Source organism: Limnospira sp. PMC 1279.21 (assembly GCF_032349615.1).
GTDB classification, from domain to species: Bacteria; Cyanobacteriota; Cyanobacteriia; order Cyanobacteriales; family Microcoleaceae; genus Limnospira; species Limnospira fusiformis.
Map to the genome: position 1 here is coordinate 24035 of NZ_JARPLU010000020.1, position 17448 is coordinate 41482.

At 45.8% G+C, this 17448-nt stretch carries 6 protein-coding genes; 2 read left to right on the top strand and 4 right to left on the bottom strand.

The window, feature by feature from the left end; genetic code table 11:
* Positions 1–12: 12 nt before the first annotated feature.
* On the bottom strand, positions 13–1524 hold the full coding sequence (locus P5683_RS05200; RefSeq protein ID WP_006620817.1) for a cell wall metabolism sensor histidine kinase WalK: 1512 nt from the start codon (positions 1522–1524) through the stop codon (positions 13–15).
* Between the two features lie 125 nt (positions 1525–1649).
* On the opposite strand from P5683_RS05200, the gene P5683_RS05205 reads away from it, so the two are divergent.
* Entirely contained in the window at positions 1650–2207 is a 558-nt protein-coding gene (locus tag P5683_RS05205; protein WP_235677592.1) for a CDP-archaeol synthase, read from the top strand.
* 98 nt (positions 2208–2305) lie between these two features.
* Here P5683_RS05205 and P5683_RS05210 read toward each other — a convergent pair whose 3' ends face one another.
* The 3 genes from P5683_RS05210 to P5683_RS05220 form a co-directional block, all read right to left on the bottom strand.
* Positions 2306–9136, bottom strand: coding sequence for an Ig-like domain-containing protein (locus P5683_RS05210; RefSeq protein ID WP_315642382.1), 6831 nt, complete (start codon positions 9134–9136; stop codon positions 2306–2308).
* Positions 9137–9239: 103 nt separating this feature from the next.
* Positions 9240–12998 carry an Ig-like domain-containing protein gene (locus tag P5683_RS05215; RefSeq protein ID WP_315639449.1) on the bottom strand — a complete coding sequence of 1253 codons (3759 nt, stop codon included), beginning with the start codon at positions 12996–12998 and terminating at the stop codon, positions 9240–9242.
* A gap of 556 nt (positions 12999–13554) precedes the next feature.
* On the bottom strand, positions 13555–15780 hold the full coding sequence (locus P5683_RS05220; protein ID WP_315639450.1) for a recombinase family protein: 2226 nt from the start codon (positions 15778–15780) through the stop codon (positions 13555–13557).
* Between the two features lie 80 nt (positions 15781–15860).
* On the opposite strand from P5683_RS05220, the gene P5683_RS05225 reads away from it, so the two are divergent.
* Positions 15861–17282, top strand: coding sequence for a proton extrusion protein PcxA (locus tag P5683_RS05225; protein WP_006620804.1), 1422 nt, complete (start codon positions 15861–15863; stop codon positions 17280–17282).
* The last annotated feature ends 166 nt before the right edge of the window (positions 17283–17448 follow it).

The window sequence follows — 17448 nt, forward strand, 5'->3', positions numbered from 1 at the left end:
ACACGCCAATTATCAATTACTTTGTTGCAGGGGAAAGGTAACAGTAACGGTTGTTCCCTGATTAATTGCACTTTCCACCTCAATTTTACCTCGATGATGATCAACGATCGCTGATACGATCGCCAAACCTAGCCCGGAACCTGATGTCTGGGGGGTGTCGGAAATCTGAGTAACTTCCCCAGATTTTTCCGCCTCTAAATTGGGGCGGGCTGGATCTACTCGATAAAAGCGATCGAAAATGTGGGGAATAGCTTGTGGGGGGATACCAATACCATTATCTTTGACTATCACCTGTAAGCCCTCAAACTGTTCTTGCCAATGGTAGTATTCTTTGGAGTTACCATGATGCGGCGATCGCTTATTTTTGGGGAGATATTGCAGAGTTAAAGACACCTCTCCCCCTCTGGGAGTATAGCGGAGACTATTACTGACTAAATTAATCAACAACCGAACCAATTGATCGCGATCGCCCTCCATAGTAAACCAATCAGTTTCGGTTTCTGGGGGTAAAGTATCACCCGCCGACAACAGGGAAGGAGGATCCACCAAATTCAGTGATAAATTAATATCAGCCGCCTCGGCGTTAGCAGACTGTTCCTCCATGACTTCCATCAGCAAAGCATCGAGGGGAACAGAAGTAAACTGAGATTCCACAATTCTACCATCGGTGCGGGCTAAAAATAGCAAATCATCCACCAAGCGACCTAAGCGTCTGGTCAACCTTTCAATAACCTGTAATTGCTGATGAATATCTGCATTAACATCAGTTTCTGCTAAAGCCACCTGGACATTAGTTTGAATAGTGGCGATCGGGCTACGGAGTTCGTGGGAAGCATCAGCCGTAAACTGTTTAAGATGTTGATAGGATTCTCGCACAGGTTCGATCGCTAATTCCGATAAAAACCAACCAATAGCCGCCACGGAAATTAAAATCATCACCCCCCCCATAGCCAAATCGGTTAATAATTGACGAATAGGCTTTGTGACCTCAAACCAGGGATGACTGACCCGTAAATATCCCAACACCTGGCGACCTCTTTCTACGCGGTCTGTGACCTGTCGCAAGACGACTTCCTGAGAGGTGAGGTGAGAATTTCCAGAAAGTTGACTAGCCAAAGACCAATGATGATCGGTTAGCCTGACAGTTTCGCCATTGCGGTGGGTATGGAGGGGAATATCAAGGGGTTGAGAGAGGGTAGACCATAACAACTCTCCGGTGGGGCTGAACCATTCTAAATCAATATGGTCATCATCAGCAGCAGCATCAACATTATTGCCAAAACTGGCTTCGACATTAACAGTGATAAGCCCCACCCCCTGGGAAGATGGGGAAATGGTGCTGAGGGCGGGTTCAATGACAAGCGATCGCTCTACTACCTCGACGACATGGTTGAGAGTGTCATCAATGCGATCGATTAACGTATTGCGGACATACAGATAAAACCCACTAGCAAATAACAACAACAAAACCGCAGTTACAGCAGTGTACCAAATCGCTAAACGTCTTCGAGTAGCTTGGAACATAGGGGGAGACCATAACCAGAGAAAGTGGGGGTTTTTTGCCCCCACAAGTACCTAGTTAGTATACAAAAGTATGGGGGCGGGATAATTTATAATGGATAATAAATTGACTCTATTAATCTCATGCCATGACAAGAACTGATATATTATCAATGCTAACCTGGGACTTACTGAATTTGATGTGGATAGCCTGCGGGTTATTTGTGGCAGGAGTTTTAGAAGCATTCTTATGGAAAACTCCACCGTTTCAATTATTAAACTTACCCGTGCAAAAAGAATGGTTTGGCGAAAACAAAAAATGGCGGGGTCTCATTAGTCTACCCCTCACTTTTATGGTGAGTGTATTCGGGTTTCAATTCCTAGAATCATTGGCGGGAATTAACCCGGATTTTCCTATCCATTTCCAAGACTTTAAGGCGGTTGAATTTGGGTTGCTAACCGGGTTGGTATTTAACCTGTCAGAATTGCCCAACTCTTATATCAAACGTCGGCTAAATATTGCCCCGGGAGAAGAAGCGAATATCATTACTTATCTGTTTGACCATATAGACTCGACCTATGGAGTTCTGATTTTATGGTATTTTTACTTCCACTTTCCCCTACATTTTATCAGTGTGGGTTTAATCGCCACTCCGTTATTATTTATGGGTGCAACTTGGCTACGAAAAAGGTTAGGGTTGAAGTAATATAATACCATATTCACGAGTAGAGGCGGGTTCTGGAGTTGGCTATATTCCTCCCCAAAAGCAGGACATACCCGCCTGTTATAGGCGGGTGAGACTCTCTAAAAAATCAGAAAATCATCGGGTGATAACTCGGTTATCCCTGTGATATTTTGGAGTCTGGCTAAAATCTGGGAGTCGTCCCCGGTAGTATTATCACCATCACCATCATAAATGATGTAAGTATGGCTACCATCATCATAAGCAAACAGATTATTTCCATCCAAGACATTAGATGAAATATCAGTTTGAACGGTTAGGAGAATGCGGTCAGTATTGGGAATCAAATCACTAGATAAAGCGATCGCATCTCCTTCCGCCTCTCCCAGACCTGTGAAATCGGCGATCGTATCATATAACCCGGTGCCAATTTGTTCATCAATACTACCTGTACTATCAGCATTAAATGCGGTGCCGCCACCATCATCAGGGGTTTCATAGGCAAAAATGTTATTACCAGTACCACCGACCAAGTAATCACTCCCCAAACCACCAACTAGGCTATCATTACCACCCAATCCCGATAAGGTATCATTACCCCCTAGACCAATTAGGGTATCATTACCAGCGCCACCAGTCAAAAAGTCGCTAAATTCACCCCCTGTAACTGTTTGTGGATCATCAGTAGGTCGGGGTAGCCATTCAACGCTAATCATAGCGGTGGCGGTTCCACCCTGTCCATCATTAATGAAATAGGAGAACTCATCAGTTAGTGTGTCATTAGTAAGTCGAGTATAATTGATTAAATTCCCGCTAGTAGTTACCAGTGCGAAGTCAGACGTGCCTCTGATACTTTCTAAGGTAAGCGGATCTTCATCTGGATCGGTATCATTAGAAACGGGGTTAAAGGAGAATTGAGTTCTAGCGTTGGTGTAAACTGGACCATAATCCACAGCCACCGGAGGCCGATTTATAAGCAGGATATCAATAGTTGTCCGAGGTTCATTACTGTCATCACTGCCATCATTCACAACCACTATTACTATGCGGTTTGTAGTGTCAGGACGATTTAAGGTATTGTTGTAAAACACGCGGGAAATAGCTGTTTGATAGTTGGCTAAAGAGGCACTACCAGAGAGGCTAAGAACCCCCGTTTCGGGATTATAGGTTTCGGCAGTGATACCCCCCGGAAGTCCGCCAATGACGGATAAACCCTCATCTTCCCCATTGATGGGATTGGTCAGAGTAATAGTTGCGGATTGGATGGTAGTATTATCTGGGTCGGTAATGCTGACATTATTGGAAGCGATCGCCACTGGCTCTCCTCCCCTTTCAAAGGTAGTAGCGAAGTTTCTGCCGCCGACGACACTGTTAGTGGTATCTAAATCAATTACAGGGGGGTCATTAACCGCCACGACAGAAATAGTGCTAACAGCTAGGGGGTTATTATCATCCCTGCCATCATTTACCACGACTTCAATAATGCGATCGCTTGTATTTGGATCGAGGGAACGATTTATATATGTTACCGTTGCCAAAACCTCTTCGTAAACACTCAGGGAATTTTCCCCAGAGAGTGTTAACACCCCCGTAGTTTGATTATAATTAGCCGTAATATCGGTATCACCCGTATTAACTGCTAATTCCTCAAAATCCCCATCTAACAGATTAGTAATCCTGACAGTAGCGCCCACTAGGCTATCATTATCAGGGTCGGTAATCCTAACACCATCACCAGAAGCGATCGACACTGGTGGCTCTTTTTCCGTGAAAGTAGTCGCAAAATTAAGGGTTCCCGAATCATCAGGACTCAGATCCACAACAGGAAGTTCATTAACCCCGGTGACAGTAATGGTGACGGTAGCCGTGGCTGTAAGACCCATATCATCAGCTACTGTGTAAGTAAACGTATCTTCTAAAGTTTCCCCTTCCTGCAATGCTATAAATGATTCTACCTCCCTTGGGTCAAAGGTGTAGCTACCATTAGGATTAACCGTAACTGTAGCACCCCGAGAACTATTAGAGTCAAAATCAACCACCTCTAACGGACCCCCTTCCGGGTCGGTATCATTAACCAAAACTCCTTGAGCCGCATTTACAGTTAAGACTGTATTCGCCAGGATACTATTGCTATCATCGACAGCAACAGGAGGTTCATTAACTCCAGTTACAGTAATGCGGACGGTAGCCGTAGCCTGATTACCATCAATATCCTCGATAGTGTACGTGAAAGTATCAACTATCTCCTGTTCTTCCCGCAACGCCAATAAAGCATTAGCATTTCTGGGGTCGAATGTATAACTACCATCGGGATTAACTTGTACTGTAGCACCCTGAGCGCTCCTGCCATCAAAAGCCACAACCGTTAACGGATCCCCGTCTAAATCGAAGTCATTGGCGAGAACTCCCTCCGATGACTCAACACTCAAAATTTGGTTAGCAAGGGTGTTATTCTCGTCATCAACAGCCGTAGGGAGAGATTTTACCAGCACCGTCACTGTGGCTGTGTCAGTACCTGAACGTCCATCACTAATGGTGTACTCAAAACTAGCTTCTCCGAGAAAGTCCGAGTCCGGGGTAAATAACACATCACCGGCTTCTGGGTCTAGTTCTACTGTACCGTTATTAGCATTAGCCACTTCTATGATGGTCAGAACATCACCATCAGGGTCGCTATCATTAGCTAGTAAAGTTTCCCCAGGGATGTTTATGGCAGTATTTAGTAAAGCATCAACCTGATCATCTTCCGCGACGGGTGGTCGGTTTAGGGTTTCAATGGTGATGGTATCTGTAGCCGTTAAAGGATTATCAGGATCTCCACCACCTTGGTCATTAGTCGTAATTTCCAAGCTACCATTTTCGTTGAGAAACTCTGGTAATGGGGTAAATGTTAACCCTTCTAAGGCTTGGTTAATAGCTGAGAGAGTACCAGTCAAGGTGAGAGTTTCCGTGTTTTCGCCAGTAACTTCCACCGCTTCGGTATTTTCCCCTGGGGTAACTGTCCCATTGGTCGCCACTATAGTCACCACTAACGGGTCATCCCCCGCGTCTGGGTCAGCAATGGTAATAGCATTATCAGTTTCTGTGCTAAATACCAGCGGTGTATCAGTATTAGTGGCTTGGGTTTCTGGTACGTTGTTACTGGGTGGTTCATTAACCCCGGTGACAGTAATGGTGACAGTAGCGGTGGCTGTACTACCCATATCATCAGCTACTGTATAGGTGAAGGTATCTTCTAAGGTGGCACCAGACCGCAATGCTATAAATGATTCTACCTCCCTTGGGTCAAAGGTGTAGCTACCATTAGGATTAACCGTAACTGTAGCACCCCGAGAACTATTAGAGTCAAAATCAACCACCTCTAACGGACCCCCTTCCGGGTCGGTATCATTAACCAAAACTCCTTGAGCCGCATTTACAGTTAAGACTGTATTCGCCAGGATACTATTGCTATCATCGACAGCAACAGGAGGTTCATTAACTCCAGTTACAGTAATGCGGACGGTAGCCGTAGCCTGATTACCATCAATATCCTCGATAGTGTACGTGAAAGTATCAACTATCTCCTGTTCTTCCCGCAACGCCAATAAAGCATTAGCATTTCTGGGGTCGAATGTATAACTACCATCGGGATTAACTTGTACTGTAGCACCCTGAGCGCTCCTGCCATCAAAAGCCACAACCGTTAACGGATCCCCGTCTAAATCGAAGTCATTGGCGAGAACTCCCTCCGATGACTCAACACTCAAAATTTGGTTAGCAAGGGTGTTATTCTCGTCATCAACAGCCGTAGGGAGAGATTTTACCAGCACCGTCACTGTGGCTGTGTCAGTACCTGAACGTCCATCACTAATGGTGTACTCAAAACTAGCTTCTCCGAGAAAGTCCGAGTCCGGGGTAAATAACACATCACCGGCTTCTGGGTCTAGTTCTACTGTACCGTTATTAGCATTAGCCACTTCTATGATGGTCAGAACATCACCATCAGGGTCGCTATCATTAGCTAGTAAAGTTTCCCCAGGGATGTTTATGGCAGTATTTAGTAAAGCATCAACCTGATCATCTTCCGCGACGGGTGGTCGGTTTAGGGTTTCAATGGTGATGGTATCTGTAGCCGTTAAAGGACCGCCTTCTCCGGTGTTTCCGAGGTCGTTGGTGGTAATTTCTAACTGTCCGTTTTGGGCATTAAATCCCTCGGTGGGGGTAAAGGTTAAACCATCTAGGACGCGGTTAAGTGAATCTATTACACCTGTAAGGGTTAGGGTGTCGGTGTCGCTGCCGTTAATTTGCACCCCTTCTGTATTGGTGCCGACTGTTAAAATGCCGTTGGTGGCAACTAGGCTAACTTCTACTGGGTTACTACCAGCATCAGGGTCGGCAATACTAATGGAATTGTTGTTCTCTTCACTGAATACTAAGGAGGTTTCCCCATCGTTTTCTTGTGGTTCGGGAACTGTATTTTCCGGGGGGTTATTAATGGCGGTAATCCTAATGATAGAATTGGCGGGATTACTGTCTTCAATGCCATCACTAAGGATGACGGTAATTAGGCGATCGCTTGTCCCTGGTGCTAGGGATGTGTTATTATAAAATATTCGGGAAATGGCATCTTCATAAGCTACGGGAGGCGCAGTTCCAGTGAGTAGTAAAACCCCCGTATTTGGGTCATAAGCATCGGCGGTAATATTGGGAGATAAAAGCCCGGTAATTGATAAACCTTCTTCCTCTCCATTGGCGGGGTTGGTAATAGTAACAGTGGCTGAAACTATATCATCACCATCTGGGTCGCTAATGCTAATACTACCCAGTGCGCCAATACGGACAGGAGAATCTCCTTCGGTAAAGTCGGTGCTAAAATCGTTCCCAGGTGCGGCAGAATTGAGGTCAATAACAGGAGGCTCATTAACTAACTCTACATTAATGAAAACTGTAGCAGTAGCAGTTTGACCAGCACTATCTCGCACCGTATAAACGAAACTATCTACCCCCACAAAATCCCTGGGTGGTGTATAGATAAAAGATGAATTAGTCCGCTCGATTGTGCCACCTTCGCTGGTGGTTGATGGTAGATCTGTGATGGTGAGAATATCCCCTGGTCTTGACGGACTATCATTCTCTAACAGAGTGGAATTATTAACGTTTAATGAACTGTTCTGTGCCACACTAAGGGTATCATTTCCGGCTTCAATACCATCAGAAGGAGTCGGAGTCGGAGTCGGGGTCGGAGTCGGAGTCGGGGTCGGGGTTGGCGTGGGAACCGGGGGAGGAGTGGGAACAGGAGGAGTGGGAGTCGGTTCAGGACTAGGAGTCGGAGTCGGAGTCGGACTAGGTTCTGGCTCTGGGTCGGGTTCGGGTTCTGGGTCGGGTCCGGGTTCAGGTTCGGGTTCGGGTTCGGGTTCGGGTTCAGGTTCAGGTTCAGGTTCGGGTTCAGGTTCAGGTCCGGGTTCAGGTTCAGGTTCAGGTTCAGGATCTACTAAAGGTCCGTCTGGGTCGATGAGAAAATCTGTTTCGTCCAGCATGGCTGGATCTACATTTAATAAAACTGCTAAAAAGTCTCCGGTATTGCGGTCTATGAGCAATGTATTTCTGATATTGGCACCTTCACCACGACGAATTTCAATATCCGCAAAGGTGAGTCCTCCGGTTAATCCAATTTTGTCAACACCAGCTTGAAAGTCGGTGATCAAATCTGCTAATTCTGGGGAAGCGCCGCCAGTGGTACCTGTAATTACACTACCACCACCTTCAGACGCACTGACAACTAAGCCAACAACAAATATATTTCTACCACCACCACCAGTGAGGGTATCAACACCACGACCGCCTTCTAGTAAATCATTACCTTCATCTCCAAAGAGGCGATCGTTACCCTTTCCGCCTCTTAATATATCATTACCATCACCGCCAAAAATTATGTCGTCACCGGGACCGCCAAAGATAGTATCATTCCCCTTACCACCAACGAGTTCATCATTACCATCATCACCAAAGAGTAAATCGTTACCAGTCCCACCAAACAGGAAATCATTATCAGCGCCACCATAAAGGGTATTATTGCCACCACCAGCTACTAATGTATCGCTACCCTTATCGCCAAACATCAGGTCGTCATTTTCACCCCCTATGAGGCTGTCATTACCTTGACCTCCATACATGGTGTTATTACCAGAGACACCGAAGAGGATATCAGCATCTTTATCACCGAATAACAGGTCATTCCCACCTTCACCAAAAATTAAATCATTACCCTGACCACCCCGGATACAATCATCTCCGTCGCCACCATAGATGGTATCATTACCGTCATTGCCATTAATGGAGTCTGCACCATCACCCCCTCGGATAAAGTCATCTCCCCCTAAACCGAAAATGATGTTATTACCACCTACACCATCGATCGCATCATTAAAATCACTACCCAGAATGGTATCGTTTCCCTCTGTACCAACTCCTGAACCTTGTATGGTGATGATTTCTGGTTCTGGGTCGGGTGCGGGTTCTGGGTCGGGTGCGGGTTCTGGGTCGGGTGCGGGAGTTGGTGCGGGAGTTGGTGCGGGAGTTGGTGCGGGAGTTGGTGCGGGAGTTGGTGCGGGTTCCGGTTCGGGAAACTCAAAACCCTCTGGTCGAAAGAGAATTTCCCCGCCACCACCAGGTAAAGTTTCTCCGACTTGTCCTGTGAGACTTTGCAAGCCTGAGTCAGTTTGTTCAAGATAAACAATGGAACTGGTAGCGATCGAAACAGCTTGTAAAACCGGTTGTTCAGGAATAAATAAGAGTTCCCCATTGGCTCCGGTCATGGTATCCCCGATAGTCCCCCCAAAGGTTTGAAATTTACCAGGAATGGGGTCAGCCGGAAAAATTAATTCAATATTATTAGTGTTTAGTAGACTATTACCAGGAATAACTCGGCGAGAGATGAGAGCGAGGGTGGTAGGGATATTAACACCAGTCATGATGGAACTCCTTAATAGTGATCAAGTATTAGGGGGAATATTGAAACAGGGGAGGATATGGGTTTAACTGTTCTCCCCGGCTTTGGGAAATCAGGAACTATGGCTAGATGATGATGAAATCATTAGAGCCGAGAATGGTACTAATGTTATCGGTCGAAGGATCAATTGATTGCAGAATAGCCAGGTCAAAGGCGGGTAAACTATCATCAGATAAGTCCGGGTCAAAACCGAGAATATAGTTACCTTGGAAACCTGGATAGGTGAGGTTATTCCGGTAGAGGAACAAAGCGGAACCGCCATCTGAACCCCTTTGATTTTTGAGCGCGGCGTTAACGGCTTGAATATTATCAAAGGTGTCTTGGAAGATAATTAATTGTCGTCCGCTAATGTCGGTACCTTCGGAGCCTAGAGCGCTAATGATAGCACTTTGGAGGGGTGCGGCGGCGGTGCCAACGGTGGGAACTAAGCCATCAAAATTGTTTTCTCCAGATACAATTAAGAAGCGATCGTTTCCTGGTTGTTTAAAATCAGTGATGATATCGACTCCCTCGCCGGGGTTGAGGTAGTAGAAGACATTGTTACCGGAATTTCCTGTGAGTAGGTCAGAACCTGCTCCCCCAGATATGGTATCATCTCCAGTGCCACCAAAGATGGTATCATTGCCACTGTCTCCGAAGATGAGGTCGTTACCATCACCACCAGATACCTGATCATTACCTGGTCCAGCAAATACGGTATCATTACCGGGTCCGGCTATAATCGAATCATTCCCAGCGCCGCCAAAGATGCTGTTATCACCGCCAATTCCATCAATGGTGTCGTTACCTTCACCACCAAACAGGGTGTCATCTCCCTCGCCGCCAACGATAGAATCGTTACCCACTCCACCAAAAATGGTGTTATTACCAGAGCCAGCAATTAGGGTATCATTGCCTGGTCCGCCTTGAATGAGATCTCGACCAATTCCACCGAAGATTAAATCGTTACCGTCATCTCCAAATAATTGGTTATCGCCTCGCTCAGTAATTATGGTGTCATTACCATCACCACCAAAAATGGTATCGTTACCTGTGCCACCAGTGAGGGAGTCATTACCAACACCACCACTGAGTAAATTACCATCATCACCGCCGATAATGGTATCGTCTCCACCTTCTCCAAATAGACTGTTAATTCCGCTACCGCCAATGATGGAATCGTTACCGGGTCCACCAAAGATGGAGTCGTTACCTTCGTTACCCAATAGGGTATCGTTTCCTTCTCCACCATCAATGACATCATTACCACTTCCCCCCACTATGGAGTCATTTCCCGGACCTCCATCGAGGATATTTCGACCGCCAACACCCACGAGGGTATCATTACCACCAAATCCTTGAATGTACTCACTCAAGGCGGTACCCTCTATGTTGTCATCTTCATCAGTTCCCTGAATGAAGTCATCCACGACTGAGATACTAAAGATTTGCTGGGGTAAGGTGGCCACACTATCTGTGAGTCGGAATACTAAATCATCTACGCCAGACTCTCTACCAGAGGTATAGATAATAGCACCAGTATTAATGCTTTCTTGGCTGAATCGATCGCCAGTTCTGATGCGATCGGTGGAAGTAGTCCCCAATCTCTGCATAATACCAGCTTGAGGCTCTCTTAATACCTCATAAAATACCTCAGTCGGAAGATTGTCTGGGTCTTCGGCAAATAGGTTATTAACTGTGATGGTTTGTTGCTGAGTTGGCAGTAGGATAATCCCGCGATTAACTACTAATTCTGGCGGTTGATTAACCTGTATAAATACAGTGGCTTGAGCAGTGTTACCACTACCATCAGTTATGGTATAGGTAAAGGTTTCCGGCTCTACAAAGCCAGGATTAGGAGTATAAGTAAATGTTCCGCCTCTGGGGTCAGCAGGACTTTGGATTAAGTCCCCCCCAGTGGTCATGGTAAATTCAATCACCCTAATAGGTTCCCCTTCTGGGTCGCTATCATTGGCGAGTACGTCAAAGGTCACTGGTTGGTTCACTGCTCGTCTCACCCGGTCATCAACTGCGTTAGGTGGCAAGTTGATAGGGGGTGGGGGTGGCGGAAGTGGAGGTACAGGAGGGGTCGGTGTGGGTGTCGGTGGTGTCGGTGTGGGTGTCGGTGGTGTCGGTGGTGTCGGTGGTGTCGGTGGTGTCGGTGGTGTCGGTGTGGGTGGTGTGGGTATGCCGATGTCCAAGCCGACGACGGGGACAAAATCGGAGGCGGTTAAGTTATTGCTGTTAACCCCAATGAGAACTGCTAGGAACTCTCCATCACTACCATTACGGATAATAGCATTCCCGGCGTTTTCCTCGCTTTGGGTAATGCTGAGTTGTTCAAAGGTGAGGTTCCCCAACAAACCAATTTTATCAGTCCCACCAGTGAAGTCATTAATGACATTAGCTTCTTCTACGCTACCGCCGCCACTACCTTCGGCGATCGCAAAGGTGTCACTACCGGAACCACCTGTGAGGGTATCGGCTCCGAGACCTCCAAATAATAAATCATCTCCCACTTCTCCAGCAATTTGATCATCACCTTCGCCGCCGATGATAGTATCGTTTCCTGGTCCACCAAAAATGGTATCGTTTCCAACTCCCCCAAATAATAGATCAGCACCATCATTACCGAAGATTAAATCATCTCCTTGGCCACCATAAATCGTGTCGTTGCCGTCATCTCCCCAGAGGATATCATTACCTTTGTCACCAAAAATCAAGTCATTCCCAACACCACCCCGAATGCAGTCGTTGCCGTCCCCGCCATACATAGAATCTGCACCAGGTCCCCCCAATAGGGTATCGTTGCCGAGGTTGCCGAATAGTAAGTCATTACCATCCCCACCAATAATCAGGTCATTGTCCTGACCTCCATAGGCGGTATCATTACCCGGTCCGCCGTCTAGGGTATCGTTGCCTTGGTTGCCGAAGAGTAGATCGTCGCCTTCGTCACCTTGTAGGAGGTCGTTTCCAGCTAAACCGAAGATGGTATCGTTTCCAGCTAAACCATTAATGACATCATCCCCTGATGAGCCGATAATGGAGTCATCTCCGGTGGTTCCTTGACCTATTCCTTCGATAATTTGGGCTAAATCGCCAGGTTGAACTGAGATCACCACTTGCGCTAGGTCGGAGTCTGTCCCGTCGGTGACATTGTAACTAAAGCGATCAGTACCAAAGAAGTCTGGGTTAGGTCGATAGGTGAATATTCCCGCACCGTTGAAGATTAAGGCTCCGTTGGCGGTGCTGCTGAAGTTTTGAACGCTGAGGGTATCTCCGTCTGGGTCTGTGTCGTTGAAGAGTACATCAAAAAAGGTGTCTTGTCCCTGGGTGGTGGTGACAAAAACATCGTTGGCTATGGGAGGTTGATTTTCTCTGGGTTCTGGGTCTGGGTCAGTTCCTGGGTCAGTTCCTGGATCTGGTGATGGGTCAGTCCCTGGGTCTGGCTCTGGGTCTCCTGCATCGTCAGGGATAAAGACAAAGGAGCCGTCTGCACGGCTTTGGAGTCTACCGGGTTCTCGATTTAGAACGGTGAGGAATCCTTGGTCTTGTCCGCCGGCTCTAACTACTATTACGGTTTCACTGCTACCTTGAATTGTAGCTTCAAAGCCTGGCTCATCGGGAACAAATAGTGTGACTCCTCCCTCTCCGAGTAGGGTATCCCCTAAGCCGTTGGAGGCGGGTAATATGTTGGTGATGGACCCAGGGAAGGTTTCAAATCTGTTGGGTATTGGTTCGGCGGGAAAGATGAGGACAACTTGGTTGAGGCTGAGAATTTGATCTCCAGGAGATACTCGCAACGCAAGTTGAGCGGGGGCGGTGGGAATGGTTGAACTGGTCATGAGGTGACTCCTAATTGGTGATGACTTGGGAATTTTGGCATAGACAAGGGGTTATTTTAACGGTTAGGCTATTTAAGTTTTTGGGGGCATGATTTGGGGAAGGTAGCCACATGGGTGATTTGAAGTCATCGCCATAAGATGAATGGCTATCAATTTAAACAGATTAATGATGGCTCAGTCAATGCCCGTATACTAATATCGCAGAAACTGTGACTTTTAATCATAAATTATTGAGGTTTTCCGGTGACTGATTCTGGAAAATCAAGAGGTATTATTGAGTATATTTGTCATGCACAAACACTGAGAATTTACTGGTTCAGGGTGAATTATAGCTGAATTGGGAATTAATCAGCATTAAAAAATATTTGGTATGATTGAGATTATCTGATGAGTTTAGGGGGGTATTGAGCGGGATTTCATAAATTTAATTTGATTCATATTGCGGTTTTCCTAACTTCTCTCTTGGCAGAACTGATATATATACTACCCAGTTTTATCTGAGGTTTATCGACGGTTTCAACTATTGGGGAATGTAGGGTCGCAAAATTTTTCGCCCCTACAGATTAGGTCTAGGGGCGTATTGTACACTATTAACGAGGGGTAGAAGAGGTCCGAGTTGTTCTTGACCGTTAACTGATAATTCACTATGACACAGGTAAAGGCGATCGCTAACCCGACTTAATAAATCCCAGACTATCCTTTGTAGTCTTTGTTGGTTTGCTGCCATCATATCCTCACTGGTCCAAGGCTGTCTCTGCTGTTGAATATCTCTGAGAAACAGAGGCGCACCCCAAAGGCTACTGGCTCCCTCTTGGAACCAGAGGGGTGAGGCCACATCTAGCCAAAAGTGCCAGGAATGGGATTGGTGATTGACACGGTATTGGAAAATGGTGGCGAGGGTGACACGATGAGGTTTAACAGCCATTTCTCCCATGGGATAGGGGTTGGCGGTCACAACTCCCCGGCGCAACAGTTCAATAAATTGGCGAGTGATTTCGACGGTTTCTAAGGGTGATGGCTGGGGTTTGTCTCTGGTATAAATATTCCAAAAGTGGATGGCGGTTTCCATTAATTCCCGCAACAGGTCGATTTGTGCAAAAACCTTTAAGGCTGGGCGATTCATATCCATAATTAAGTAAGATGAACCTGTAGCCCTAGGAAGGAAAAATTCCTGGATGGCTCGCTCTAATAAGGCGACAGGACTGGGGAGGAGGTTCTGATGATACTGCTGTTGCTGTAGGGCTAACCACTCACAAATATATTTATAGGTGTTGGCTGCACGGTAGCCGAGGCAGTCCCAGCGTGGAAAGGTATTAATTGGCAGTAATTTCGGATTTTGCACATCAAGGGCGAAACAGTGATCAGCTAATAAACCGGCTCGCACTGGATCGATCGCATTCTGGATGGGAAAATTGGCCGCGGGTGAGTCGGGGTCTGATGTGCTGCTGTGTTTACTCTCTGGGATATGGCTACTGATAATGGTCAGCATTTCGGCGATCGCATCTTTATCTACTAACCGTCCTAAGCCTGGATATACTAAGGCTAGTAGGGTAAGTAGCGATCGCACTACGGAAGAAGTTATCAGCGGTTGCTGTGGTTGAATTTCTTCTAGGGCAATACCTTCATGGGTTAAAATTTCCCGAATGCTATAGCGGGCGATCGCATCTAGCCCCGGAGCGATGATAGCAATATCCTGGGGCTGTACTTCATCATTTTTAATGGCTTCTATGATGGTTGTAGCAGTCCGCCGCAATAGTTCAGCCCTAGAGGTGGTTTCTATGGCAAAAACTGACTGCTGAGAGTTGCTCAAGTCGGGAAAGTGACCATAATCTTGATTTATCCATGACACCACCTGAGTACCGAGAGTTTTCGCTAAACCCTCGACAGGAGAAAGCTGTTCTATCTGACAGCGATCTTGCAACTGTGCTAGATATTTAGGATCTGCCCCTAAACCTAGTCTCACTGCACCTTGGGGATTGTAAGTAAATGCTCCCATCACTTGATTCTCTAATAAAAACTCGAATACATGGCGGGCGATCGCTGGGTATTCATCCACATCATCGGCTAAGATAACTCGATGCTGATTGAGCAGATGCTTTTGATAGGTGGGATGCTTTAACAAATGTGGCCAATATAAATCTGCTATAATCCCATAAGTCAGTAATCCCTTTTGCTGACACCAATTTTGCCAACGCAGGAGCATCTCGGTCATACAGGTATAGGTTGTCTCAGGAATGTCATCAACAGCCTCATGGCGTTCTAAAATACTAGGCAGATCTTCAACAGGCGTGCCGCTGAGTGCTGCTAGTTGTAATAGATCGAGGGTTGTACGGACAATGCGATCGCGTCCTTTCCCAAGGTCCGTTAATTTTCCGCTATCGATTTCAGGACTCCAAAGTTGGCTGGCAAGTTCCTGTTCTAGTTCAGGACGCAACCTCTGGGGAAATTGGGCTCTCAGGTCTAGGGCTTCAATTAGCAGGGGCCAGAACAAAAGCACTTCCTGCTGAAAAAATCCCATAATGGTGATGGCGGAAAATGGATATTGTCCAGCAGATGCTTGGGTTATCCTATCAACTAAATGGCGTTTATTGGTTCCATTAGCAGCTAAAACTAGGGGACGCAAGCCTTGTAGAGGGTGCTTGGGCTTAAATGGGGCTGAATAGGGCGCTTTGAGAGCGCCTAGATACATTTGACTCCAAAGACAAAATTGCTCTACCAAACGGGTAGTTTTACCTGTTCGTGAGCCTCCGGTAATCCACAGTGATTGCCAAACCACAGCCATTTCAGTAAAAGTGCTAATATACCCCGTACATTACCATTTTTTCGCGCCTAACCTCAAATAGGTGTTTATGGCAACTCACTATGACATCCTCAAATTGGACTCAGTTTAAGCGGTTTCTCAATCGCGCTAATCAGTGGTTTCGTGATACTCCTGATCGAGCTTTAGATCAGGCATTAGATGCGGCTCTCAAAATCCGCTCTCTGGAAAATGAGCATTTTCATGGTGAGGCGATCGGGTCGTCTTCTGATGAGTATAGCGATCGAGTCTTGTCTTATTTTAAATCGGAGGTTAATAGGTATTTACAAGTCATTCAAATGCGGTTGGCAGAATTTAACACTAGCCGCTCTATTTTCGCCATTTCCGAACAAATAGACCCCGCCGAACTTAATCGAAAGTTGCGGAATCAGGATGATATTTACGATCGCCATCAAGATGCCGATACCATTGCGATCGTCTGTGAAAAACTAGAATTTATTGATGCTGTAACTAGCCGTTATCATCAAAAAAAATCCCCAAGCAAAGTACCATCAACATCTAAAGCACTGGTAAAACTTGAGGACTTAGAAAGCCGTTCTCTGATACCTAACGATCCAGAAAATGGACTGGTTTCGCTTCCCCAAAAGTCTAAGTCTATTCTCAGTTCAGATATCCCTATTTCTCCCCCCAAAGCGGATAATAATCTTAAAGATAACCTCCAATCTGAAAACTCCGGCACTAGCTTTCTACCTCGAACTTTGCTCAGAACTGTGACTCGCATTAAACGGGAACTTAACCCAGAGTCAGAAGAACAGGTCATTAAAGATTATCGGAAATCGAAAGTTAAAACTATTATTGCAATTAGATTTATTCTCATTTTGATTTTAGTGCCGCTTCTGACTCAGCAATTGTCGAAAAACTTTGTGGTTGGTCCCTTGGTCGATAGATTTTGGGTAAATGAAAACACGCCCATATTTATGAATGTTGACATGGAAGAAGAAGCATTGATGGAAATCGAGAGATATGAGGCCAGGTTAAAGTTTGAGATGATGGTGGGTTTCATACCAGAATTAACCGAGGAAGAGTTGGAGGAAAGAACCCAAGCCAAAGCCATCAAAATTGCCGAGGAATATCGCACATTAAGTTCTAATGCTATTAAAAACATTTTTGCTGATATTATATCAGTGTTTACGTTTGTGTTAATTTTGTCTAACAACAAGCAAGAAGTGCAAGTTTTGAAATCATTTATGGGGGATATAATTTATGGTCTCAGTGATAGCGCCAAGGCATTTATCATTATTTTGTTAACTGATATGTTCGTAGGTTTCCACTCCCCCCACGGTTGGGAGGTAATTCTGGAAAGTGTGGCTAGACATTTCGGAGTAGCAGAAAGTCGAGATTTTAACTTTCTCTTTATTGCAACTTTTCCGGTTATATTAGATGCGGTATTTAAGTATTGGATTTTCCGCTACCTCAACCGCAGTTCACCTTCCGCAGTATCGACCTATAAGACTATGAATGAATAACAGCAGCCCCGAGTTGGATCGGGTTTATTAATATGGTGGGGTGGGAAGGCGATCAACTAACAGAACCCGCCCCCATAATTATTAATTATTAATTATTATGGGAGGTAATTATGGAAAGTGTGGCTAGACATTTCGGAGTAGCAGAAAGTCGAGATTTTAACTTTCT

Bases quoted from the DNA above. Each gene is read 5' to 3' on its own strand.
- P5683_RS05215 (WP_315639449.1), bottom strand. From the start codon at position 12,998: ATGACCAGTTCAACCATTCCCACCGCCCCCGCTCAACTTGCGTTGCGA.
- P5683_RS05220 (WP_315639450.1), bottom strand. From the start codon at position 15,780: ATGGCTGTGGTTTGGCAATCACTGTGGATTACCGGAGGCTCACGAACA.
- P5683_RS05225 (WP_006620804.1), top strand. From the start codon at position 15,861: ATGACATCCTCAAATTGGACTCAGTTTAAGCGGTTTCTCAATCGCGCT.
- P5683_RS05210 (WP_315642382.1), bottom strand. From the start codon at position 9,136: ATGACTGGTGTTAATATCCCTACCACCCTCGCTCTCATCTCTCGCCGA.
- P5683_RS05205 (WP_235677592.1), top strand. From the start codon at position 1,650: ATGACAAGAACTGATATATTATCAATGCTAACCTGGGACTTACTGAAT.
- P5683_RS05200 (WP_006620817.1), bottom strand. From the start codon at position 1,524: ATGTTCCAAGCTACTCGAAGACGTTTAGCGATTTGGTACACTGCTGTA.